A 22196-nucleotide genomic window follows, 5' to 3' on the forward strand; every position below is an offset into this window, starting at 1 on the left:
CCAGGAGTGAGTTATGGCTTTGAACAAACTGTTTACCCCATTGAAAACCGGCGCGATCACCGTGCCAAACCGCATTTTTATGGCCCCGCTGACCCGTCTGCGTAGCATCGAGCCAGGCGATATCCCAACGCCGCTGATGGGTGAATATTATCGCCAGCGCGCGTCTGCGGGTCTGATTATTACCGAAGCCACCCAGATTACCTTCCAGGCGAAAGGCTACGCCGGTGCGCCAGGGCTGCACAGTCCCGAGCAGATTGCCGCGTGGAAGGCGATTAACGCGGGTATTCACCAGGACGGCGGCCACAGTGCGGTTCAACTGTGGCATACCGGCCGTATCTCCCACGCCAGCCTGCAGCCGGACGGCGCAGCGCCCGTTTCTGCCTCGGCCATTAATGCCGATACCCGCACCTCGCTGCGCGACGCTGACGGTAAACCGGTACGTGAAGCGACCTCTACCCCCCGCGCGCTGAGCACCTCAGAGGTGGCCGGTATCGTTGCCGACTTCCGCCAGGCGGTAATCAACGCACGCGAAGCCGATTTCGATCTGGTTGAGCTGCACTCCGCCCACGGCTATCTGATCCACCAGTTCCTTTCCCCGGCGTCTAACCAGCGCGAAGACCAGTACGGCGGCAGCGTTGAAAATCGCACGCGTTTTGCGCTGGAAGTGGTTGATGCGGCAATTGACGGCTGGAGCGCCGATCGCATCGGTATCCGTATTTCACCGCTCGGCCCGTTTAACGGCCTGGATAACGGTGAGGATCAGGAAGAAGCGGCGCTGTATTACCTTGCCGAACTGGCAAAACGCAATCTGGCCTTCCTGCACATTTCTGAACCCGACTGGGCCGGTGGCAAACCGTATACCGAGAGCTTCCGTCAGGCGATCCGCGCCGTTTATCCCGGCGTGATCGTTGGTGCGGGCGGTTACACCGCAGAAAAAGCCGAAGATCTGATCGACCGCGGACTGATTGATGCTGTTGCCTTTGGCCGTAGCTATATTTCTAACCCGGACCTGGTCGAGCGCCTGCAGGCCGGCGCGCCGTTTAATGAACCTCGCCCGGAAACGTTCTACGGCGGCGGCGCGGAAGGCTATACGGATTATCCTGTACTAGGTTAATACGCTAAGTCAGGCGGCGAGACTGTGTTATAATAGATTGTTTTTATAGCGATAATTTCTACGGCGCTCGCAGTCGTGCCGATTATCGCTATACTGTTTTTCTAACGTCATCCGCCGATGACGCCAAAAAAAAGAGGATGTTATGCGTTTACTTCACACCATGCTGCGCGTTGGCGACCTGCAACGTTCCATCGATTTCTATACCAAAGTGCTGGGCATGCGCCTGCTGCGCACCAGCGAAAATACCGAATATAAGTACACCCTCGCCTTCGTTGGCTACACCGAAGAGAGCGAAGGGGCGGTTATCGAACTGACCTACAACTGGGGCGTGGACAGTTACGATCTCGGTAACGCCTACGGCCACATCGCGCTGGGCGTGGATGACGTTGCCGCAACCTGCGATCGCATTCGCAACGACGGCGGAAACGTTACGCGTGAAGCCGGTCCGGTAAAAGGCGGCAGCACGATTATCGCCTTCGTAGAAGATCCGGATGGTTACAAGATTGAACTGATTGAAAATAAACACGCCGGTCACGGCCTGGGCAATTAAGTTCCTCCGAGGGAGCTTCTGCTCCCTCCTTCTCACCTGCCTGCTGCATCACGTAGCAAAGTTTGCCATAATACGCCCTGCCTTTTTGCGCCAATGAGAAGCTGATGTCTGAACTAAATGAACTGAATACTCTGAGCAGCCGCTTTCGCGGTTTCTATCCGGTAGTGATTGATGTGGAAACTGCGGGATTTGATGCCAAAACGAACGCGCTGCTGGAAATCGCCGCCGTCACCTTAAAAATGAATGAAGATGGCTGGCTGGAGAAAGATGAAACCCTGCATTTTCACGTAGAGCCTTTTATCGGTTCAGTTTTACAGCCGGAAGCCCTGGCCTTTAACGGCATCGATCCCAGCAACCCACTGCGCGGTGCCGTCAGCGAGTATGAAGCGCTGCACGCTATTTTTAAGCTGGTACGTAAAGGGATCAAGGATACCGGCTGCAGCCGGGCCATCATGGTGGCACACAACGCCACATTCGACCTGAACTTTATGAATGCGGCGGCGGAACGCGCCAGCCTGAAGCGTAACCCCTTCCATCCGTTTGTGACTTTCGATACCGCTGCGCTCAGCGGGCTGGTCGTTGGGCAAACCGTGCTGGCCAAAGCCTGTATTGCAGCCGGGATCGCCTTCGACAGCAGCCAGGCGCACTCCGCGCTGTACGATACCACGCAGACGGCGGACTTGTTTTGTGAGCTGGTCAACCGCTGGAAGCGTCTGGGCGGCTGGCCGCTGGCAGTGCCGGAAGCGGAGTCCTGAGTCGACTGTTTACCACAGAGCGGTTTTCACCTCGGCCCGGACGAAGTACAGACGAAAAAAAACCCTGCGATGCAGGGTTTTTTTATGGCCAGCGGCTTATTCAGCGGCAGGCGCAGGATATTTCTGTGCGGTTTCTTTGATCAGCTGCTGCAGTTCACCGCGCTGGAACATTTCGATGATAATATCGCAGCCGCCGACCAGCTCACCGTCTACCCACAGCTGTGGGAATGTTGGCCAGTTAGCGTAGCCCGGCATCTCTGCACGGATATCCGGGTTCAGTAGGATATCAACGTAGGCAAAACGCTCGCCGCAGGCGGATAAAGCCTGAACGGCCTGAGCAGAGAAGCCACAGCTTGGCAGCTTCGGTGAGCCTTTCATGTACAGCAGGATTGGGTTTTCTGCGATCTGGCGCTGAATTTTTTCAACAGTACTCATAAATGACTTCCTCAGTACGATACTTCGTGTTTAGTTATTGTAGCGATTCTGCTCAGCCGTTGAAAACGACATTTTATGCAGGGCTGATGAGAAGAACGCAACAAATTGCAAAATTATGAAAACAAAATAACATTTTCCTATCATCGTTGCAGCCTTTCTCGATGCCGGATTACTTTTTTTTGCTGAGTTAAGCAGCTGATTGCGTTTAATAATTCATCATTTACTTAATCTGTCTTATTGAAACAAAAAACACCTTACCTTTTGTTAAGAAGTTAGATTAGAATTGCCCTAACCCCTGCAAATTGCAGAATTCTTTTCCGATTGCCATGCAGTCATTACACTGAGTTTAACTGTTAATGGGAACGTTGCGTTTAATCATCACGCTTAGCATGCTGGCCTTTGCCCAGCTGTTCTTTAATCTGGCGCATGCATCGCCCCATGCTCCCGTTAACGCTAATCAGCATAAAGTTGACCACAATACCGCACGTGAGGATGAGCGCCGCAAGCGCCGCCCGGTGAAAGCGGCCTCAACAAAGAAAGTCAAAGAACCCCTCGTCAAAAAAACCAAAGAGCCCGCGCTTAAAAAAGCCAAAGTGTCCACTTCCCAGAAGGCGAAGCTGAAGAAAAGTCAGGAGACCACTGCCGCACGCGAGGTGAAAACCACCCGCATCGGCAGGATGGAGAAAAAACGCTACGGCCGCGAACGTCTCGCATCAGTGCAGACCAGAAAAGGCAAAAAAGGCCCCCTGCGCGCTGTCGAGCGCGATGAGGTTGAATCCCCTGAATCGCCGCTGAAGCTGAGTAAGGCGCACCGCGCACGGTATCAGAAAGCGCGTGAAACGGCGATGAACAAGCTGATGGGCCAGCTGGGTAAACCCTACCAGTGGGGCGGTACGTCACCGTCTACCGGCTTCGACTGTAGCGGACTGGTGTGGTATGCCTATAAAGATCTGGTGAAATTTAAGATTCCGCGCACGGCAAACGAAATGTATCACCTGCGCGACGCCGCTGCGATTAAGCGCGACAAGCTGGAGAAAGGCGATCTGGTGTTCTTCCGCATCAACGGACGCGGCACGGCCGATCATGTTGGGGTGTATCTTGGCGGTGGGAAATTTATTCAGTCACCGAGAACCGGTAAAGATATTCAAGTGAGCGCGCTGGCCGATGATTACTGGCAGGAGCATTATATTGGTGCCCGCCGGATGATGACGCCGAAAACCATCCGCTGATTACGCAACGCCGGATGCAGATGCTAATCGGGAGGAGCCATGCTCCTCCCGATTTTTTTAGTGCAGAATAGCCGTAAAGCTAAATGCAATAATCATCACTAGCGCACCCACCGTGGTCAGCAGCGAGAATTTCAGATCGGTACTCATCGTCTCTCCTTAATAACCCTGTAAAATGTATGCACAAAGATTTTCCCACAGTTCCCCGTAAAAATCTCGTTTTCTCTGCGCAGCCTTGTTAGAATTCCTTTTTTCTGTTGCGCAACAGCAGCGGAAACGGTTTTTGCCAGCTCTGCAGTCACTCTTACGGACGACTTTTCCCCCTTCCCGACCCTTTGCGGCAGCACCCAAATCATTTTGGCCTGGCGGGAAATGACTGTATCCAGGCAAACGTTTAACCAACCTGTTATCAAATAGTTACGATAGCACCAGGAGTATAAGTTTAATGGCAACAATTAAGGATGTGGCAAAGCGAGCCGGGGTATCGACTACGACGGTTTCCCACGTAATTAATAAAACGCGCTTTGTAGCCGAAGAGACCCGTGAAGCGGTATGGGCAGCAATTAAAGAATTGCACTATTCTCCCAGCGCCGTGGCACGCAGTCTGAAGGTCAACCACACCAAAACCATCGGCCTGCTGGCAACCTCCAGTGAAGCGCCCTATTTTGCCGAAATTATTGAAGCCGTGGAAAACCGCTGCTTTGCCAAAGGCTATACCCTGATCCTCGGTAACGCGCACAACGACCTGAACAAACAGCAGGCGTATCTGTCGATGATGGCGCAAAAGCGCGTCGACGGTCTGCTGGTGATGTGCTCAGAGTACCCGGACTCACTGATCTCGATGCTGGAAGACCATCGCAATATTCCGATGGTGGTCATGGACTGGGGCGAATCACGCGGTGACTTCACCGACACCGTGCTGGATAACGCTTTTGAAGGTGGCTATCTGGCCGGGCGCTACCTGATTGAGCGCGGCCATCGCGATATCGGCGCCATCCCCGGCCAGCTGGAACGCAACACCGGCGGCGGCCGTCATGCCGGATTCCTTAAGGCGCTGAACGAGGCCGGGATTACCCTGCGCGATGAGTGGCTGGTGCAGGGCGACTTTGAACCCGAATCCGGCTATCGCGCCATGCAGCAGATCCTGGGGCAGAAACAGCGCCCTACCGCTATCTTCTGCGGCGGTGATGTGATGGCGATGGGCGCTATCTGCGCCGCGGATGAGATGGGCCTGCGCGTTCCACAGGATATTTCGGTGATCGGTTATGATAACGTGCGCAACGCCCGTTATTTCACACCGGCGCTGACCACGGTGCATCAGCCGAAAGAACGGCTGGGAGAAACCGCCTTTGATATGCTGCTGGATCGCATCACCAGCAAGCGCGAAGAGCCACAGACCATTGAAGTTCATCCTTCTCTGATTGAACGCCGCTCCGTTGCCGACGGCCCGTTCCGCGACTATCGCCGCTAATTCCCGGCCTGGTTACCGTTCGCTCAGGCGGACGGTTCGCTCAGCCATTCGGCATTCAGCGTTTCACTGTCGCCGACATAATCCAGCAGCCAGCTCAGTGCCGGTGACGCACTTTGTTCCGACCAGCTCAGGCAGCACGGGCTGATCGGGAACGGATTGGCCAGCGTCAGCTCCGCAATCCCCCCTTCTGCAATCCACGACTGAGCAAAGTGCCCAGGGATCATACCAACGCACAGCCCGGCGCGCAGACAGTCGAGCGCGCTGTCCCAGTCAGGGACCACCAGCCGCCGCTGGTTATCCAGCGTCCAGGTGCTGCGTTTTGGCAGCGCGCGCGACGTATCCTCCAGCGTTAACGATGGCCATTCTCGTAGTACTTCGTCGCTCAGCGGCCCCGGCTGTTGCAGTATGGGATGCGCCGCCTGCACCACACAGCGCCAGTTCAGGCTGCCCATATCGCGGAAGGCGAAGCGCCCGCCGACCGGTACCGCCTGAGTAGCACCGATGGCGACATCCACGCGGCCGTCCGCCAGCGCATCCCACACCCCGTTAAACACCTCGGGGAAAATATGCAGTTCCATATCGGGGAAATGACGGTAAAAATCGACGATAAGCTGACGGGTACGCTGCGGCCTGACGATGCGGTCGACGGCGATATTAATCTGACCGCGCCAGCCGTTAGCCACCTGCTGGCAGCGGCGACGCGTGGCCAGCATTTTTTTGATAACAAAACGCCCTTCTTCGCTAAATACGCGCCCGGCCTCGGTCAGCACCACGTCACGATGACGCCGCTCAAACAGGCTGACGGCCAGCCACTGCTCCAGCTGACGCACCGTATAGCTGACGGCTGATGGGACGCGGTGTAGTTCGGCCGCCGCGGCGGTAAAGCTTCCGGTTCTGGCAACCGCTTCAATCACTTCCAGAGAATGTTCTGACCACATAACTTTGCCTACAAAATTTTTCAACGCAACTGACGAATATTAGCGTTTCACAAGCATAACTGCATCCCTTTACACTCCCTGCGATAAAAACCTGCCCTGTTAAGAGTCAACTATGCCTTCAAAATTCTTTATTGTTTATCTGGCCATGCTGAGCATGCTGGGTTTCCTTGCTACCGATATGTACCTGCCCGCGTTTGGTGAGATGCAGCGGGATCTCGCCAGCGGTTCCGGCGTCATTAGTGCCAGTCTGAGTATTTTCCTTGCCGGGTTTGCCTGTGCGCAGCTGATCTGGGGATCGTTATCCGACCGCCTGGGCCGTAAGCCGGTGCTGCTGGTGGGGCTCGGGATGTTCGCCATCGGCTGTGCCGCGATGATGTGGGTGAACTCCGCTCCGTGGCTGCTGTTTTTCCGCTTCCTGCAGGCGGTTGGCGTCTGTGCCGCCGCCGTAAGCTGGCAGGCGCTGGTGGTCGATCGCTACAGCGCCGCGCAGGCAAAGCGCGTATTCGCCACCATCATGCCGCTGGTTGCGCTTTCACCGGCACTGGCACCGCTGCTGGGTGCCTGGCTGCTTGAGCATTTTTCCTGGCGCGCAATCTTTGTCGCACTGCTGCTGATTAGCGTGGCGCTGCTGATCCCCACGCTGAGGCTTGCCGGACACTCATCCACTGAAAACACCACCTCGCAGGGACCCACGCCAGGTTTCCTGACGCTGCTGAAATCTCCGGTTTACAGCGGCAACGTACTGATTTTCGCCGCCTGCTCCGCCAGCTTCTTCGCCTGGCTTACCGGGTCACCGTTTATTCTCGGTAATCTGGGCCTGTCGCCTGCCGATATCGGCCTGAGCTATGTGCCACAGACCATCGCTTTCCTGATTGGCGGTTTCGGCTGTCGCGCCCTGCTTACTCGTTTTTCCGGTGGCCAGCTGCTGCCGTGGCTGCTGCTGTGCTTTAGCCTTGGCGTTATCGCACTGTTCATTTCCGCGCAGCAGCAGAGCCCTTCTTTATCCAGCCTGCTGACGCCGTTCTGTATCATGTCGATGGCCAGCGGTGCCATCTATCCGGTGGTCGTATCCAGCGCCCTGCTGCCGTTCCCACAGGCGACGGGTAAAGCTGCCGCGTTACAGAATATGCTGCAGCTCGGTATGTGCTTTATTGCGAGCCTGGCCGTTTCAACCTGGATTGAATCACCGTTAGAAACCACCGTGCGTGTCATGTTACTGACCATTTTACTGGCTACAATGGGCTATCTGCTGCAGCGTAAAGCCGCCAAAAAAATGGCTCTGCAAACGATGGAAAACCCGGGGTGATTTGCTGTAGAATCACTTGGTTAGCATGCTAACAATAATGCATTGAATATTGTCTGGCGGGAGCATATACTCGTCAGGCACTACAAAATAACAAGTTACCAACATTTTAAACCGCAGAGCGCTTCGGCGATTTTCGGTGTTTTTACTGACAAGGCTGTCATACCGTTGTGTTATGTTACGTCTGTTTCAGCCTCTGCCGGTTATAATTCAATCCTCTGTTAACGTCGGATATCAGACTGCGGCTCTGCCGTGAGTTTTCTCATAAACTTGTAGAATTTGACTATTCTTTTCTCGGGTTTCAATCACACAGGGTGATGGAGAAGCTAATGAGTTCATCGTGTATAGAAGAAGTGAGCCTGGAAGACAACCAGTGGTACCGAATTGTCCAGGAAATGTTGCAAAAGGCTGACATAGAAATAAACGGTTCCCGGCCATGGGATATCAGAATAAGCAATCCCGACTTTTTTAAACGCGTGCTGCAGGAAGGCTCGCTGGGTTTGGGTGAAAGCTATATGGACGGCTGGTGGCAGTGCGATCGGCTGGATATTTTTTTCCAGCGCGTGCTGCTGGCAAAACTCGACCAACAACTCCCCCACCATTTTAAAGACACGCTGCGCGTTGCCGCCGCACGTCTGACTAATCTTCAGTCGCGTAAGCGCGCCTGGATCGTCGGCAAAGAGCATTACGATCTCGGTAATGACCTGTTTTCACTGATGCTTGACCCGTACATGCAGTATTCCTGCGGCTACTGGAAAGAAGCCGAAACGCTGGAGCAGGCGCAGGAAGCCAAGTTAAAAATGATCTGCGAAAAACTTGAGCTGGCCCCCGGCATGTCGCTGTTGGATATTGGCTGTGGCTGGGGAGGCCTGGCGGAATATGCCGCTCGTCATTATGGCGTCAGCGTATTTGGCGTGACCATCTCCGCTGAACAGCAAAAAATGGCACAGCAGCGCTGTGAAGGGTTGGATGTGACGATCCTTTTACAGGATTACCGCGATTTGAATCAGCAGTTTGACCGTATTGTTTCGGTTGGCATGTTTGAACACGTTGGGCCAAAAAATTACGCGACCTACTTCTCCGTGGTTGAGCGTAACTTAAAACCAGACGGTATTTTCCTGCTGCATACCATCGGGGCGAATAAAACCGATGAGAATGTTGACCCGTGGATTAATAAATATATTTTCCCTAACGGCTGTCTGCCATCCGTACGTCATATTGCCAATGCCAGCGAGCCGCATTTTGTAATGGAAGACTGGCACAATATCGGCGCGGATTACGACCTGACGCTGATGGCGTGGTATCAGCGCTTCATCGCGGCGTGGCCGCAGCTGGCGGACAATTACGGCGACCGTTTCAAACGTATGTTCAGTTATTATCTTAACGCCTGTGCTGGTGCCTTTCGCGCGCGCGATATTCAGCTTTGGCAGGTGGTCTTTACTCACGGGGCTGACGGTGGACTGCGCGTAGCGCGCTAATATCAGTGTCTCTGAAAATGACCGCGTATATTGCGGAGCAGTGCAACCTGGCTTCGCAACATCAAGCACTGCTATAGAAAAAGCCGCTATCGTTGAGGTAGCGGCTTTTTTTCATCAGCCGAACGAGGTAACAAGACCAGGCGGCATACACTGCGCGTTTATAACAGAGCCGCAGTCTTACTGCCTGGAGCCCGTTTCAATTACTCGGTGGGTTCTTCAGCCGCGGCCGCTGCCAGCAGCGCCGCTTCGCGCTGTGCCAGCACGCGTTCAACCGTTTCTACGATAGCCTGCGTGTGCGGATCGATCTCGATATTCACCCGATGCCCCAGACGCTTCGCGCCCAGCGTGGTGCGTGCCAGGGTTTCAGGGATCAAATGAACGCAGAAGCGGGTTTTGGTCACTTCACCCACCGTCAGGCTAATACCGTCAATCCCGACAAAACCCTTATGCAGAATATATTTCATCTGGCTGGCGTCCTGCACCTTAAACCAGATTTCCCGGTTATTTTCCGAGGTAATAATTTTGCTGATTTCGGCCGTGGTCATAATATGCCCCGACATCAGATGGCCGCCAATTTCGTCGCTGAATTTGGCCGCGCGCTCAACGTTTACCGTATCCCCTTCTTTCAGATCGCCCAGGTTGGTAATACGCAGCGTCTCTTTAACCAGATCGAAACTCACGCGATCGCCGTTGACTTCCGTCACCGTCAGGCAGCAGCCGTTATGGGAAACCGAGGCACCCAGTTCCAGCCCTGGCAGCAGGGCTTCCGGCATTTTAATAATATGGGTGCGAAAATTTGGTTTCTCTTCAATTGCCAGCAGTTCAGCAGTGCCCTGCACAATTCCGGTAAACATAGCTATGCCTCTGTTAATGTGTTGTCGCTGTCACTAGTTTGCCCTGGCTGCTACCTAAAGCCAACTTAACTGAAGACTCTTTGCGTGACAGGAAGAGCTATTCTTTCCGCGACTTATTGGCTAATTCGTCTGCGCACACTACACTAGACGGCCTGCTATGCTGTGGCGACGAGCAAACGCCGTGAATTCCCCAGCTAAAACCCCTCCACAATTAAAATAAAGGTGTATGACGTGCAGAAGTACCTCACAGAGGCACGCCAGCTATTAATGCTGGCCATTCCCGTGATCCTTGCGCAGGTTGCGCAAACGTCGATGGGCTTTGTCGATACGGTGATGGCTGGTGCCGTTAGCGCCACGGATATGGCCGCCGTTGCAGTAGGAACCTCAATCTGGTTGCCTACTATCCTGTTCGGTCACGGCCTGATTCTGGCCTTAACGCCGGTGGTGGCACAAATGAACGGATCGGGCCGACGCGACCGCATTGCCTCGCAGGTTCGTCAGGGCTACTGGCTGGCGGGATTTTCATCGCTGATAATTATGGTCGTGCTTTACAACGCGGGCTATCTGATTGGCGCGATGCATAACGTCGATCCGGAACTGTCAGCCAAGGCCGTCGGCTATCTGCATGCTTTACTGTGGGGCGCACCGGGCTACCTGTTTTTCCAGGTAGCGCGTAACCAGTGTGAGGGGCTTTCCAAAACCAAACCGGGCATGGTGATGGGTTTTATCGGTCTGCTGGTTAATATTCCGGTGAACTACATCTTTATTTACGGACACTTTGGCATGCCCGCGCTCGGCGGCGTCGGCTGCGGCGTGGCGACGGCGTCGGTCTACTGGGTGATGTTTATCGCCATGAAGTTTTGGGTCAACCGGGCCGCATTCATGCACGACATTCGACTGGAAAGTTCATTCTCTCCGCCCGACTGGAAAGTTCTGCGTCGTCTGGTGGGCCTTGGACTGCCGGTTGCGCTGGCGCTGTTTTTTGAAGTGACGCTGTTCGCCGTTGTTGCCCTGCTGGTTTCACCGATGGGTATCGTCAAGGTGGCGGGTCATCAGATTGCGCTGAATTTCAGCTCGCTAATGTTTGTGATCCCGCTGTCAGTGGGCGTTGCCACCACCATCCGCGTCGGTTTTCGTCTCGGTCAAGGATCGGTCGAACAGGCGCGAGTGGCGGCGTGGACCGCCCAAGGCGTGGGCGTTTGCATGGCCTGCCTGACCGCGCTGTTCACGGTCACTTTCCGCCACGAAATTGCCCTGCTGTATAACGATAATCCCGAAGTTGTCACTCTGGCCGCGCAGTTGATGCTGCTGGCGGCGGTGTATCAGTTCTCGGATTCGATCCAGGTGATCGGCAGCGGTATTTTGCGTGGTTATAAGGATACCCGGGCCATCTTCTATATCACGTTTATCGCCTACTGGGTGCTTGGCCTACCCAGCGGTTATGTGCTGGCGATGACCGACTGGGTTGTGTCACCGATGGGGCCTGCGGGCTTCTGGACCGGCTTTATTATCGGGCTGACCAGTTCGGCGGTGATGATGATTTGGCGGATTATTCGCCTGCAGCGGCAGCCATCGGAACGCATCCTGGCGCGCGCAGCACACTAATATTTCGGTAAATTTCGCCTGAATATGCTTAAAATTGCTGCGCTTCGCACAGATGCGCAGCAATCAGGCAGAAAAAAGCTTTTTTCTCCTTGCCAGGCGTACAGGCTGCCGTTAATATTCGTCCCCGCTGTCACCCAGATAGCAACAGTGCGTCCGTAGCTCAGTTGGTTAGAGCACCACCTTGACATGGTGGGGGTCGGTGGTTCGAGTCCACTCGGACGCACCAAATCTCTGAATGATATTATTTGCGTCCGTAGCTCAGTTGGTTAGAGCACCACCTTGACATGGTGGGGGTCGGTGGTTCGAGTCCACTCGGACGCACCAGAGATTTTCCGCAATGCGTTCTTAGCTCAGTTGGTTAGAGCACCACCTTGACATGGTGGGGGTCGGAGGTTCGAGTCCTCTAGAACGCACCACGCTTCGCCCTCTTCTTTTCAGACTCTGCTTCATCTTATCATTCTGTTGCGCAACACCGCGTTCTAACGCATTTACTCAAACGTCGTAATCCTTTTTAATTGGTTTTCTAGCACTTAGCCTTTATAATGCACGCGTTGTCTCACTTGAATGGTTTCAGCGCATGGTCAATATACAATTTATAAGCCGTACCTGTTGCGCAACAACATGCTGCGCTCACGCCGAAACCACGTCTCAACTTCTTCTGCAAGCCTTTAATCTGTCACCTATCCTTACTCTGTATCGCCGTCTGCCTCAGGCACCCAATTTCTTCTCCGGTGGCCACGTCATCGGAACCCATTCTTATCATCCATCACAACTTACAGATAATCCGTCATGAAAAAGACTAAAATTGTTTGCACTATCGGCCCGAAAACTGAATCTGAAACGATGCTGACCAACCTGCTTGAAGCAGGAATGAACGTTATGCGTCTGAACTTCTCCCACGGTAACTACGAAGAACACGGTACGCGCATTACTAACCTGCGTAACGTTGTTAAGAACACCGGCTACCAGGCGGCTATCCTTCTGGATACCAAAGGCCCTGAAATCCGCACCATGAAGCTGGAAGGCGGTAGCGATGTTGCCCTAACCGCTGGCCAGACGTTTACCTTTACTACCGACCAAAGTGTGATCGGTAACAACGAACGCGTTGCGGTCACCTACTCCGGCTTTGCGGCCGATCTGAAAGTCGGTAACACGATTCTGGTTGATGATGGCCTGATCGGCATGGAAGTCACCGAAGTGACCGAATCCACCGTCGTGTGCAAAGTGCGCAACAACGGCGATCTGGGTGAGAACAAAGGCGTTAACCTGCCGGGCGTGTCCATCCAGCTGCCGGCACTGGCGGAAAAAGATAAGCTTGACCTGATCTTCGGCTGCGAGCAGGGCGTTGACTTTATCGCCGCGTCCTTTATTCGTAAACGTTCAGACGTGCTGGAAATCCGTGAGCACCTCAAGGCCCACGGCGGCGAAAATATCCAGATCATCTCGAAAATCGAGAACCAGGAAGGCCTGAACAACTTCGATGAGATCCTCGATGCATCAGACGGCATCATGGTTGCCCGTGGTGACCTCGGCGTAGAGATCCCGGTTGAAGAAGTGATCTTCGCGCAGAAGATGATGATCAAGAAGTGTAACCGCGCACGTAAAGTGGTCATCACCGCCACCCAGATGCTGGATTCGATGATCAAGAACCCGCGCCCTACCCGTGCGGAAGCCGGTGACGTTGCCAACGCCATCCTCGACGGTACTGACGCCGTGATGCTGTCCGGCGAGAGCGCCAAGGGTAAATATCCGCTGGAGTCCGTGGGTATCATGGCCACCATCTGTGAACGTACCGATCGCGTGATGAAGAGCCGCATCGACCCGCGTAACGACGATCGCAAAATGCGCATCACCGAAGCGGTTTGCCGCGGTGCGGTTGAAACGGCCGAAAATCTGGAAGCACCGGTCATTGTGGTCGCGACCGAAGGCGGTAAGTCAGCGAAATCTATTCGCAAATACTTCCCGCACGCCACCATTCTGGCGCTGACCACTAACGAACTGACCAGCCGTCAGCTGCTGCTGACCAAAGGCGTGATCACCAGCCTGGTGCAGGAAATCGCCTCTACCGACGATTTCTACCGTCTGGGTAAAGAAGCGGCGCTGGCCAGCGGCTATGCGCAGAAAGGCGACGTTGTGGTCATGGTTTCCGGTGCGCTGGTGCCAAGCGGTACGACCAATACCGCTTCGGTCCACGTTCTGTAATTTAAGATTACACAATTGAGTAAAAAGGCGCCCTTAGAGGCGCCTTTTTTTCAATTTGCGTAACCTGATTTCACAAAATTTCCAATCGAAATTAACTATTCAATTGCACAAAAATCTAAGAGCTATCCGATTAAAATCGTCTGTTTTCGCTTAATTTTTTGCCTTATCCCGTAAAGAAGATGCTTCTTTGAGCGAACGATCAAATTTAAGCACGTTCTCATCAAAAAATTATTCTCATTAGAAAATACTTTGTGTAATACTTGTAACGCTACATGGAGATTAACTTAATCTAGAGGGTATAAATAATGAATCGTACTAAACTGGTACTGGGCGCGGTAATCCTGGCTTCAACTATGCTGGCTGGTTGCTCAAGCAACGCTAAAATCGACCAGCTGTCTTCTGACGTTCAGACTCTGAACGCTAAAGTTGACCAGCTGAGCAACGACGTGAACGCAGTTCGTTCTGACGTTCAGGCTGCTAAAGATGACGCAGCTCGTGCTAACCAGCGTCTGGACAACCAGGCTCACTCTTACCGTAAGTAAGAGTTCTGGTACTAAAAATGGCGCACATTGTGCGCCATTTTTTTTGCCTGCCGTTTAGCTCCGTCGACGGCGAATGTAAAATCCGCCGCCAAACGCACCGTAATCAATTTTGAGCGCTTTCTCCCCCGACCTGAGTTATCCCCGCCGGTTGAGCTGTAGAGCCTTCTGCAGTCGTCTGGTGAAGGAATGCAGGCACTGTTGAATCGTCTTTCACCACTTCCCCCTCGCTGACCAGTATCGGCATACCCGAACGGCGCGTTAATGCCGCCTTGATCACCGCATCATCACTGGTAGTGCTGCTGATAAACTTCTTCGCCGCCGGGGTGAGTGCAATCGGCATGGTTTGCGGATCGTCGTTTTCGTTGTGCGAGAGCGGCTGATGGACCTCGATCCAACGCTTACCGTCCGGTTCAACGGCGTACTTCACCGGCTGGTTAATGACCTGAACGCGCGTCCCCTTCGGCACGCTGTTGAACAGCGCTTCGATATCATCCGGGCGCAGGCGAATGCAACCGGAGCTGACGCGCATACCGATGCCAAAATCTGCATTGGTACCGTGGATCAGATAGTGGCCCTTGCCGTAGGCCAGACGCATCGCGTAAAGGCCCATCGGATTATCCGGCCCGGCGGGAACGGTCACTGGCAGCGTCTCACCTTTAGCGGCGTAGCGCTTGCGGATATTGGGCGTAGGCGTCCACGTCGGGTTGGGGATTTTCTGGCTGATGCTGGTGACCATCGCCGGGGTATTTGCGCCCAGTTGACCGATACCAATCGGATAGACGATCACTTTGTTTTCATCTTTCGGATAGTAGTAGAGACGCAGTTCCGCCACGTTAATCACAATGCCTTCACGCTTGGTGTCGGGCAGCAGCATCTGGGTGGGGATCGTTAACTGCGTTCCAGCTTTGGGCAGCCAGGGGTCGGTTCCCGGATTGGCTTCCAGCATGCCCAGCAGGCCAACCATATACTCCTTCGCGACCGCTTCCAGCGGCCTTCCGTCATTGGGCACAACATAGGTGCTGTTTTCACCAATCAGGCGGCTGTCGTCAGGCGGAAGAGGATATTCGGTAGCGCTGGCGCTGTACGCCCCGGTCAGCAGAGTAACCATAAAAGCAAAACGGAACAGAGGTTTCATGCGTTTTTCTCGGTTATGAATGAGGAACCACCCCACTGTATATCAGCGGGGCGCACACCGAGTAGTTTAGCAACTCACGCGCCGGTGAGAATCAGCGCTTTCTGACGTATGGCACGAATCATGGCTTCCAGTCCCTGAGAACGGGAAGGTGTCAGCTGCTGAGTGAGAGAAAGCTCGGCAAAGGTCGGGCGAACATCGAAATCGATAATTTCCTGCGGCGACATCTTCTGATAGACGGCAAAGACGATAGCAATCAGTCCCTTAACCAGTGCTGCATCGCTGTCGCCCTGCAGGCGAACCTGGCCGTTTTCATCCAGATCAACAATCACCCAGACCTGGCTCTGACAGCCCGGAACGATGTTTTCCTGCTGGTGAAGATTTTCAGAGGCGGGCTCGAGGCGCGCTCCCAGTTCGATAATATAAAGATACTTCTCTTCCTGATTTGCGCAGCGGTTAAAATTGCGCACCAGTTTTTCTTTATCTGGCAGAGTTGCCATTGCTTCCTCACTTAAATCGGCTTCTGAACGACATTGCTCTAACGGTTCTTTATGTAGAAAGGGCGAGGCATGCCTCGCCCTTTTAAGGCTTGAATCGCTCCGGCTCAGAGAGCGATCAGCCCCCCAGCAGACGGTGAATACGCACTAATCCCGCCGCCAGGCGATCGACTTCTTCTTCGCTATTATACAGAACAAACGACGCGCGACACATCGCCGGCACGCCGTAGTGCTGCATCAGCGGCATGGCACAGTGGTGTCCGGTACGAATCGCAATACCGTACTGATCGAGGAAACTGCCCACATCGTAGGCATGATGCTTGCCCAGATTAAATGCAATCACTCCGCTACGATCCTGCGGCCCGTAAATAACCAGATCCGGCACCGCAGCCAGTTTTTCCATTGCGTACTGCATCAGCTGCTGTTCGCGCTGCTGAATCGCTTCCAGCCCCAGATCGGTCACGTACTTCAGGGCGGCACCGAGCCCGATAATCGCACCGGTGTTCGGCGTACCCGCCTCAAAACGGCCCGGTACGGCGGCGTAGGTGGTCCCTTCGGTCAGACTGACGGTAGCGATCATCGAACCGCCCCCTTCCCACGGCGGCATCTGGTCCAGCAGTGCCTTACGGCCATACAGAATACCAATACCGGTCGGACCGTAGATTTTATGCCCTGAGAAGACGTAAAAATCACAGTCGATATCCTGCACATCTACGTGCCCGTGCATAATCGCCTGCGCACCGTCGATCAGCGTGACCAGACCCGCCGCTTTCGCCTGTTCAACCAGCTCTTTCACCGGATTTACGGTGCCGAGCACGTTGGACACCTGGGTCACCGCCAGCAGGCGGGAACGCGAGTCAATCAGTTCGGGAAGTTTGGCCAGATCCAGCTCACCGTTAGCGTTAAGCGGGATAAAGCGCACTTCCGCACCGGTACGCTGGGCCACCATCTGCCACGGAACGATATTGGCGTGGTGTTCCATCTCGGTGATGATGATGTTGTCGCCGGGCTGCAGCTGACTGCCGCCCCAGCTGTTAGCTACCAGGTTAATCGCTTCCGTGGTGCCTTTGACAAACACGATCTCTTCGGTGGAAGCCGCATTGAGGAAGCGTGCCGCCTGCACGCGCACGTCCTCCATCTCAGTCGTGGCTTCCGCGCTCAGCGTATGGATACCGCGGTGAACGGCAGCGTAACCGTGCTCGTAGAACTGGCTCTCTGCATCAATCACCACCTGCGGCTTTTGTGCGCTGGCAGCACTGTCGAGGTAGGCCAGCGGTTGCCCGTTAACCTCACGCGTCAGCAGCGGGAAATCCGCCCGTACCCGAGCCAGATCAAAACTCATTGCAAACCTCCGGGAAAGCGCTGAGCGATACGCTGCATCACCGCTTCTCTCAGCGTGTCATCACCGATCGCTTCGGTCAGCTCGGCGGCAAACGCGTAGATGATCATCCGCTGTGCCGCATCTTTTGAGATGCCGCGCGCGCGCAGGTAGAACATCTGCTCTTCGTCGATACGACCAATGGTCGCGCCGTGTCCGCACTTGACGTCATCGGCATAGACTTCCAGCTGCGGCTTGGTATCCACCTCGGCAAGGCGGCCCAGCAGCAGGTTGTTGTTGGTCATCTGGCCGTCGGTCTTCAGGGCGTGTTTTGCCACTTTGATCATGCCGTTAAATACCGCACGAGCGCGATCGCGCACGATGGTTTTATGCTGCTGGCGGCTCAGGCAGTGGCCTTTGTTGTGTTCCAGATAGGTACGACTGTCGCACACGTCTTTGTCGATCGGCAGCATCAGGGTGTTGATTACCAGATCGCTGCCCTCACCGTTCAGCTGGCCGCTGGTGTTGTGACGGGTCAGGCCCGCACCCAGCAGGAAGCTGTGACTCTGTACGCGAACATCACGGCCCATCACCAGGTCGTTGTGCGAGAAGTGGTAGCTGCTCTGATCTTCAAAAGCGAAGTTGTAGTGCGTCAGCCCCGCCCCGTTGCCCACTTCGGCGGTAAAACGCGCGCCGGTGAAGTGCGTGGCATTATTCAGGCTGACGTAGTGCTCAATAATTGTCGCTTCTGACGCTTCATCCAGCTGCAGATGATGACGATAGTGCGAAGTATTCATCTCGCCTTCCGCACTGCCGCTGCTGATGTGCAGCAGGTACAGCGGGCGTGCCGCCGCCTTGCCGCGCGCCAGATGAATCAGTGTAGACTCTTCGGCCAGGCTTTCGGTCAGATGCAGGAACACTTCCGGCTGAATCGGCGCGCTCAGCTCACGGCGTTCGCCGGAACCGGTGATCTGGATGTTGAACAGGTCGTGTTCTGCGTCGCTCAGCGCGGCGGAGAAACGACCATCAACGAAGACCAGGCGCACGGCATCGATATCCAGCGCCAGCGCGTTGATGCCTTCCGCATTCAGTGCGGCCTGCTGCGGCAGGACAAACTGATGATCGAACAGCGTATCCAGCGGCGTGTACTTCCAGTTTTCCTGCTTGCGCGTTGGCAGACCTACGCGCAGCAGCTGCTGCCAGTGCTGCTGAGCCTGCATTGAACGGTGTTCAGCGCGGGTTTCAAACAGATGGTGCCACTGTTGCAGCGCGTTATCACTCTTCGTCGGTAAGCCAGCCATAGCCTTGCTCCTCCAGCTGTTTCACCAGCGAGAAATCACCTGATTTAATGATTTTCCCCTGATAGAGCACGTGAACAAAATCAGGCTTGATGTAGTCAAGAATACGCTGATAGTGAGTAACGATGATGAAGGAACGGTTGCCATCGCGCAGGCTGTTTACGCCATTAGCAACGATTTTCAGCGCATCAATGTCCAGACCGGAGTCCGTTTCATCCAGAATGCACAGATCCGGTTCCAGCGCGGCCATCTGCAGAATGTCGTTACGCTTTTTCTCACCGCCGGAGAAGCCAACGTTTACTGAACGGGTCAGCAAATCTTCAGGCATTTTCAGCAGGTGGATTTTATCTTCGATAAAGTCCTGGAAGTCGAAGCGGTCCAGCTCTTCCTGCTCGCGGTATTTACGCACGGCGTTGACGGAAGTTTGCAGGAAGAACTGGTTGCTCACGCCCGGGATCTCAACCGGATACTGGAAGGCCATAAAGATGCCTTCGCCAGCACGTTCTTCCGGGTCCAGTTCCAGCAGATCTTTGCCCTTGAACTCTACGGAGCCGCCGGTCACTTCGTAATCTTCGCGCCCGGCCAGCGTGGCAGAAAGCGTACTTTTCCCTGAGCCATTAGGTCCCATAATGGCGTGAACTTCACCGGGTTTGACTTCTAAATTCAACCCACGCAGGATAGCTTTATCTTCAACGCTGACCTGTAAATCTTTAATGCTTAACATATGGTTTCCTTTGCAGTGCTTTCCGGCACTGTAAATACCCTTGGGTAAAGTTCTTGGCGCTGGCTTAGCCCACGCTGTGTTCCAGACTGATGGCCAGCAGTTTTTGCGCTTCTACCGCAAACTCCAGCGGCAGCTCGGAGAAAACGTCCTTGCAGAAGCCGTTAACGATCATCGAAATCGCATTGTCTTCGCTAATTCCGCGCTGCAGGCAGTAGAACAGCTGATCTTCACCAATACGTGACGTTGTCGCTTCGTGCTCCAGCTGAGCCGTGTTGTTGCGCACTTCCACATACGGGAAGGTGTGCGCGCCGCACTCGGCACCAATCAGCATCGAGTCACACTGGGTGAAGTTACGGGCGTTGGTGGCGGTTGGCATAATTTTCACCAGGCCGCGATAGGTGTTTTCACTCTTACCGGCGGAAATACCCTTTGAGATAATCGTAGATTTGGTGTTTTTACCAATGTGGATCATCTTGGTACCGGTATCGGCCTGCTGGCGTCCGCTGGTCAGCGCAACCGAGAAGAACTCACCGATGGAATTGTCGCCGCGCAGGATCACGCTCGGGTATTTCCAGGTAATGGCTGAACCTGTTTCAGACTGGGTCCAGGACATTTTGCTGTTCTCACCTTCGCACAGCGCACGCTTGGTCACGAAGTTCAGAATACCGCCTTCGCTGTCGCCGCCTGAGAACCAGTTCTGCACGGTGGAATACTTCACTTCCGCGTCTTTATGGATGATCACTTCTACCACCGCCGCATGCAGCTGGTAGGTGTCGCGCACCGGCGCAGAGCAGCCTTCGATGTAGCTGACGTAGCTGCCTTCATCGGCGATCAGGATCGTGCGTTCAAACTGTCCGGTTTTCGCCGCGTTGATGCGGAAATAGGTCGACAGTTCCATCGGGCAGCGTACGCCTTTCGGGATATAAACGAAGGTGCCGTCAGAGGCAACGGCGGAGTTCAGCGCGGCGAAGAAGTTATCGTTGGCGGGCACCACGGTACCCAGATACTGTTTCACCAGCTCCGGATGATCGTGAATCGCTTCGCCGAATGAACAGAAGATAATGCCTTCTTTCGCCAGCTTATCGCGGTAGGTGGTGGAAACCGAAACGGAGTCGAAGATGGCGTCAACCGCCACTTCCTGGCCTTCACGCACCGGAACGCCCAGCTGCTTAAAGGCCTCTTCCACTTCCTGCGTCAAGTAGTTTGGCGCTTCGCTGCCGGAAGTCTGGGTGGCACCCGGCTCCGAGGCACAGGCATCGTCACAGCTGCCGCAGGATGGCGCGGAGTAATAGCTGTAATCCTGGTAATCCAGTTTTTTATAGTTGGCTTTCAGCCAGTGCGGCTCTTCCATCTCCAGCCAGGCGGCGAACGCCTTCAGGCGGAAATCCAGCATCCACTCAGGTTCATTACGCTTGGCCGAGATTGCGCGCACCACATCTTCATTGATGCCGTGGGCAAATTCTTCGGTTTCCAGTTGGGTAAAGAAGCCTTCTTTGTAGTTCTGATGGCTGCCTTCCCAAACCTGTACATCATCAGATGCGTCAGTATTACGAGACATAGAGTTTACTCAACGCCAAAGCTCTCACCACAGCCACAGGCGTGTTGAGCTTTAGGGTTATTAAATTTGAAAATCTGGTTCAGGCCTTCACGAACGAAATCAACTTCCGTACCGTCGATGTAGGGCATTGCCTGAAGGGGCACGAACAGCGATGCACCGTTATGGCTAAACTCCAAATCATCCTTCGCCGTCTCCTTCACCAGATCCATGGTGTAACCAAAACCGGCGCAGCCTGACGTTTTCACGCCCAGCTTGAGCCCCTTGATAGCAGCGTCTCCCGCAGCGAGAGTGCTGATTTGTTTGGCGGCGCTGTCGGTGAGCGTCAGTCCTTTCCAGATAAAGTCATCTGGAGAAAAAGATGCTGGATTTGCTGATTGCATAAATTACCTCGCGATACGTTAGCCCTTCGGGCTAGTGCCTCTATGTTAGTGATAACCTGTATCACTTCAACCTCTTGTTTTGCAGGGATATTACCCTTTGGGTGCTTTTCTAATCTTATTAAGTAAGTTTAGCCCCTGTAAAACAGATTGTGCCGTGCTCTTCAGGTCAAAACCGCAAAAGATAAATTGTTGAAAACAAAATGTTTCTAAGATGTAATCTCAAGCCACTTCTTAATAATTATCATTCACCTAAATCCCATATCACGCTTATCGTTAATACCAATTTTTTTGAAAGGCGGCATTTATCGATAAAAAAATCCGCCGGGTGATTGAATATTAACGCAGTTATAATATGATAATGATTATCATTAGCGCGACTGGGACCAGCAATGAATCTGTCGATGAGTGCGTGGCTGCAACACAAGATTGATGAATATAAGTTTTCCGTACGTGATATCACCGTCGATTTCTATATGGCGCAGGCAAAGCTGAACCGCCCGGAATGCACCATTGAGCAGTTACGCAAGTTCAATGATACCTGTCTCGATATGGCTGAGCTTTGCCAGCTGAACGGTGACGATCAGAGCTATCTGCACGCAATGGGCAAACTTCATCAACGACTGGTTGTTGAGCTGAGCAATACATCCCGCGAACGTTTGTTCCGCATGCAGGCCTGGCAGCTGGCGCGCCACTCCCTCAGTCGCCTGTGTCATCAGCTGGCACTCAACGGTGAATGGGATAAAGCAACGGTACTGCAAAGCGATTTTGTGAAACACGCTTCGTGGATTATGTAGTCCCGCTGACAGTATACCGCGT

At 54.1% G+C, this 22196-nt stretch carries 21 protein-coding genes, 3 tRNA genes and 2 pseudogenes; 14 read left to right on the plus strand and 12 right to left on the minus strand.

Features of this window, described 5'->3' with window-relative positions:
• Window positions 1-13: 13 nt before the first annotated feature.
• The 3 genes from EC836_RS04210 (at window position 14) to rnt (ending at window position 2419) form a co-directional block, all read left to right on the plus strand.
• A complete protein-coding gene (locus EC836_RS04210; protein ID WP_123330389.1) occupies window positions 14-1114 on the plus strand; it encodes an alkene reductase in 1101 nt (366 codons plus the stop codon).
• A 142-nt stretch (window positions 1115-1256) separates the two neighbouring features.
• Complete coding sequence (gene gloA, locus EC836_RS04215; protein ID WP_123330391.1) at window positions 1257-1664, plus strand: lactoylglutathione lyase; 408 nt, start codon at window positions 1257-1259, stop codon at window positions 1662-1664.
• Window positions 1665-1768: 104 nt separating this feature from the next.
• Window positions 1769-2419: a ribonuclease T gene (gene rnt, locus EC836_RS04220; RefSeq protein ID WP_123330392.1), complete on the plus strand. Its 651-nt coding sequence runs from the start codon at window positions 1769-1771 to the stop codon at window positions 2417-2419.
• 96 nt (window positions 2420-2515) lie between these two features.
• On the opposite strand, the gene EC836_RS04225 is transcribed toward rnt, so the two are convergent.
• Window positions 2516-2854, minus strand: a complete 339-nt coding sequence (locus EC836_RS04225; protein ID WP_123330394.1) for a Grx4 family monothiol glutaredoxin — start codon at window positions 2852-2854, stop codon at window positions 2516-2518.
• 365 nt (window positions 2855-3219) lie between these two features.
• Here EC836_RS04225 and EC836_RS04230 point away from each other — a divergent pair, with 365 nt between their 5' ends.
• Window positions 3220-4083 (plus strand): C40 family peptidase, encoded by an 864-nt coding sequence (locus EC836_RS04230; protein WP_233599131.1) that lies wholly within the window; start codon window positions 3220-3222, stop codon window positions 4081-4083.
• A 57-nt stretch (window positions 4084-4140) separates the two neighbouring features.
• On the opposite strand, the gene EC836_RS04235 is transcribed toward EC836_RS04230, so the two are convergent.
• Window positions 4141-4230 (minus strand): YnhF family membrane protein, encoded by a 90-nt coding sequence (locus EC836_RS04235; protein ID WP_123330398.1) that lies wholly within the window; start codon window positions 4228-4230, stop codon window positions 4141-4143.
• Window positions 4231-4525: 295 nt separating this feature from the next.
• On the opposite strand from EC836_RS04235, the gene purR reads away from it, so the two are divergent.
• A complete protein-coding gene (purR, locus tag EC836_RS04245; protein WP_123330402.1) occupies window positions 4526-5551 on the plus strand; it encodes an HTH-type transcriptional repressor PurR in 1026 nt (341 codons plus the stop codon).
• 23 nt (window positions 5552-5574) lie between these two features.
• Here purR and punR read toward each other — a convergent pair whose 3' ends face one another.
• Window positions 5575-6489 (minus strand): DNA-binding transcriptional activator PunR, encoded by a 915-nt coding sequence (punR, locus tag EC836_RS04250; RefSeq protein WP_123330404.1) that lies wholly within the window; start codon window positions 6487-6489, stop codon window positions 5575-5577.
• 112 nt (window positions 6490-6601) lie between these two features.
• On the opposite strand from punR, the gene punC reads away from it, so the two are divergent.
• Entirely contained in the window at window positions 6602-7795 is a 1194-nt protein-coding gene (gene punC, locus EC836_RS04255; RefSeq protein WP_123330406.1) for a purine nucleoside transporter PunC, read from the plus strand.
• A gap of 326 nt (window positions 7796-8121) precedes the next feature.
• A pseudogene (gene cfa / locus EC836_RS04260) lies at window positions 8122-9207 on the plus strand (cyclopropane fatty acyl phospholipid synthase); the annotation flags it as partial.
• On the opposite strand, the pseudogene EC836_RS25100 reads toward cfa, so the two are convergent.
• A pseudogene (locus EC836_RS25100) lies at window positions 9127-9339 on the minus strand (hypothetical protein); the annotation flags it as partial. The pseudogenes cfa and EC836_RS25100 overlap by 81 nt on opposite strands.
• 131 nt (window positions 9340-9470) lie before the next feature.
• On the minus strand, window positions 9471-10124 hold the full coding sequence (locus EC836_RS04265; RefSeq protein WP_123330410.1) for a riboflavin synthase subunit alpha: 654 nt from the start codon (window positions 10122-10124) through the stop codon (window positions 9471-9473).
• Between the two features lie 231 nt (window positions 10125-10355).
• Between EC836_RS04265 and EC836_RS04270 the strand changes: the two genes are divergently transcribed.
• The 6 genes from EC836_RS04270 to EC836_RS04295 all read left to right on the plus strand — a co-directional run bounded on the left by EC836_RS04270 (window position 10356) and on the right by EC836_RS04295 (window position 14473).
• Window positions 10356-11729, plus strand: coding sequence for an MATE family efflux transporter (locus EC836_RS04270; RefSeq protein WP_123330412.1), 1374 nt, complete (start codon window positions 10356-10358; stop codon window positions 11727-11729).
• A 149-nt stretch (window positions 11730-11878) separates the two neighbouring features.
• Window positions 11879-11955: transfer RNA gene (locus tag EC836_RS04275), tRNA-Val, on the plus strand.
• Between the two features lie 21 nt (window positions 11956-11976).
• Window positions 11977-12053, plus strand: a tRNA-Val gene (locus EC836_RS04280).
• Window positions 12054-12068: 15 nt separating this feature from the next.
• A tRNA-Val gene (locus tag EC836_RS04285) sits at window positions 12069-12145 on the plus strand.
• Between the two features lie 373 nt (window positions 12146-12518).
• Window positions 12519-13931 (plus strand): pyruvate kinase PykF, encoded by a 1413-nt coding sequence (gene pykF, locus EC836_RS04290; protein ID WP_123330414.1) that lies wholly within the window; start codon window positions 12519-12521, stop codon window positions 13929-13931.
• 305 nt (window positions 13932-14236) lie between these two features.
• Window positions 14237-14473: a major outer membrane lipoprotein gene (locus tag EC836_RS04295; RefSeq protein WP_008456504.1), complete on the plus strand. Its 237-nt coding sequence runs from the start codon at window positions 14237-14239 to the stop codon at window positions 14471-14473.
• A 103-nt stretch (window positions 14474-14576) separates the two neighbouring features.
• Here the strand turns inward: EC836_RS04295 and EC836_RS04300 are convergent, their stop codons facing one another.
• From EC836_RS04300 to sufA, 7 genes are all read right to left on the minus strand, one after another.
• Entirely contained in the window at window positions 14577-15608 is a 1032-nt protein-coding gene (locus EC836_RS04300; RefSeq protein WP_123330416.1) for a L,D-transpeptidase family protein, read from the minus strand.
• Window positions 15609-15682: 74 nt separating this feature from the next.
• Entirely contained in the window at window positions 15683-16105 is a 423-nt protein-coding gene (gene sufE, locus EC836_RS04305; protein WP_123330418.1) for a cysteine desulfuration protein SufE, read from the minus strand.
• A 115-nt stretch (window positions 16106-16220) separates the two neighbouring features.
• Window positions 16221-17444, minus strand: coding sequence for a cysteine desulfurase SufS (gene sufS / locus EC836_RS04310; protein ID WP_123330420.1), 1224 nt, complete (start codon window positions 17442-17444; stop codon window positions 16221-16223).
• Window positions 17441-18721 carry a Fe-S cluster assembly protein SufD gene (sufD, locus tag EC836_RS04315; RefSeq protein WP_123330423.1) on the minus strand — a complete coding sequence of 427 codons (1281 nt, stop codon included), beginning with the start codon at window positions 18719-18721 and terminating at the stop codon, window positions 17441-17443. Before sufD ends, sufS begins: the two co-directional genes overlap by 4 nt.
• Window positions 18696-19442 (minus strand): Fe-S cluster assembly ATPase SufC, encoded by a 747-nt coding sequence (gene sufC / locus EC836_RS04320; protein ID WP_123330425.1) that lies wholly within the window; start codon window positions 19440-19442, stop codon window positions 18696-18698. Before sufC ends, sufD begins: the two co-directional genes overlap by 26 nt.
• Window positions 19443-19506: 64 nt before the next feature.
• A complete protein-coding gene (gene sufB, locus EC836_RS04325) occupies window positions 19507-21000 on the minus strand; it encodes a Fe-S cluster assembly protein SufB (RefSeq protein ID WP_123330427.1) in 1494 nt (497 codons plus the stop codon).
• 5 nt (window positions 21001-21005) lie between these two features.
• Window positions 21006-21380: a Fe-S cluster assembly scaffold SufA gene (sufA, locus tag EC836_RS04330; RefSeq protein WP_123330429.1), complete on the minus strand. Its 375-nt coding sequence runs from the start codon at window positions 21378-21380 to the stop codon at window positions 21006-21008.
• A 389-nt stretch (window positions 21381-21769) separates the two neighbouring features.
• Here sufA and EC836_RS04335 point away from each other — a divergent pair, with 389 nt between their 5' ends.
• A complete protein-coding gene (locus tag EC836_RS04335; protein WP_105594977.1) occupies window positions 21770-22174 on the plus strand; it encodes a hypothetical protein in 405 nt (134 codons plus the stop codon).
• Window positions 22175-22196 lie beyond the last annotated feature (22 nt).

This window comes from Erwinia sp. JUb26, assembly GCF_003751505.1.
Lineage (GTDB): Bacteria > Pseudomonadota > Gammaproteobacteria > Enterobacterales > Enterobacteriaceae > Erwinia.

What these genes read in the sequence shown, in the direction of transcription:
- punC (WP_123330406.1), top strand. Translation starts at nt 6,602, where the DNA reads ATGCCTTCAAAATTCTTTATTGTTTATCTGGCCATGCTGAGCATGCTG.
- sufB (WP_123330427.1), bottom strand. Translation starts at nt 21,000, where the DNA reads ATGTCTCGTAATACTGACGCATCTGATGATGTACAGGTTTGGGAAGGC.
- EC836_RS04300 (WP_123330416.1), bottom strand. Translation starts at nt 15,608, where the DNA reads ATGAAACCTCTGTTCCGTTTTGCTTTTATGGTTACTCTGCTGACCGGG.
- pykF (WP_123330414.1), top strand. Translation starts at nt 12,519, where the DNA reads ATGAAAAAGACTAAAATTGTTTGCACTATCGGCCCGAAAACTGAATCT.
- sufA (WP_123330429.1), bottom strand. Translation starts at nt 21,380, where the DNA reads ATGCAATCAGCAAATCCAGCATCTTTTTCTCCAGATGACTTTATCTGG.
- EC836_RS04235 (WP_123330398.1), bottom strand. Translation starts at nt 4,230, where the DNA reads ATGAGTACCGATCTGAAATTCTCGCTGCTGACCACGGTGGGTGCGCTA.
- EC836_RS04225 (WP_123330394.1), bottom strand. Translation starts at nt 2,854, where the DNA reads ATGAGTACTGTTGAAAAAATTCAGCGCCAGATCGCAGAAAACCCAATC.
- sufE (WP_123330418.1), bottom strand. Translation starts at nt 16,105, where the DNA reads ATGGCAACTCTGCCAGATAAAGAAAAACTGGTGCGCAATTTTAACCGC.
- EC836_RS04210 (WP_123330389.1), top strand. Translation starts at nt 14, where the DNA reads ATGGCTTTGAACAAACTGTTTACCCCATTGAAAACCGGCGCGATCACC.
- EC836_RS04295 (WP_008456504.1), top strand. Translation starts at nt 14,237, where the DNA reads ATGAATCGTACTAAACTGGTACTGGGCGCGGTAATCCTGGCTTCAACT.
- rnt (WP_123330392.1), top strand. Translation starts at nt 1,769, where the DNA reads ATGTCTGAACTAAATGAACTGAATACTCTGAGCAGCCGCTTTCGCGGT.
- EC836_RS04335 (WP_105594977.1), top strand. Translation starts at nt 21,770, where the DNA reads ATGAATCTGTCGATGAGTGCGTGGCTGCAACACAAGATTGATGAATAT.
- sufS (WP_123330420.1), bottom strand. Translation starts at nt 17,444, where the DNA reads ATGAGTTTTGATCTGGCTCGGGTACGGGCGGATTTCCCGCTGCTGACG.
- sufC (WP_123330425.1), bottom strand. Translation starts at nt 19,442, where the DNA reads ATGTTAAGCATTAAAGATTTACAGGTCAGCGTTGAAGATAAAGCTATC.
- punR (WP_123330404.1), bottom strand. Translation starts at nt 6,489, where the DNA reads ATGTGGTCAGAACATTCTCTGGAAGTGATTGAAGCGGTTGCCAGAACC.
- sufD (WP_123330423.1), bottom strand. Translation starts at nt 18,721, where the DNA reads ATGGCTGGCTTACCGACGAAGAGTGATAACGCGCTGCAACAGTGGCAC.
- EC836_RS04265 (WP_123330410.1), bottom strand. Translation starts at nt 10,124, where the DNA reads ATGTTTACCGGAATTGTGCAGGGCACTGCTGAACTGCTGGCAATTGAA.
- purR (WP_123330402.1), top strand. Translation starts at nt 4,526, where the DNA reads ATGGCAACAATTAAGGATGTGGCAAAGCGAGCCGGGGTATCGACTACG.
- gloA (WP_123330391.1), top strand. Translation starts at nt 1,257, where the DNA reads ATGCGTTTACTTCACACCATGCTGCGCGTTGGCGACCTGCAACGTTCC.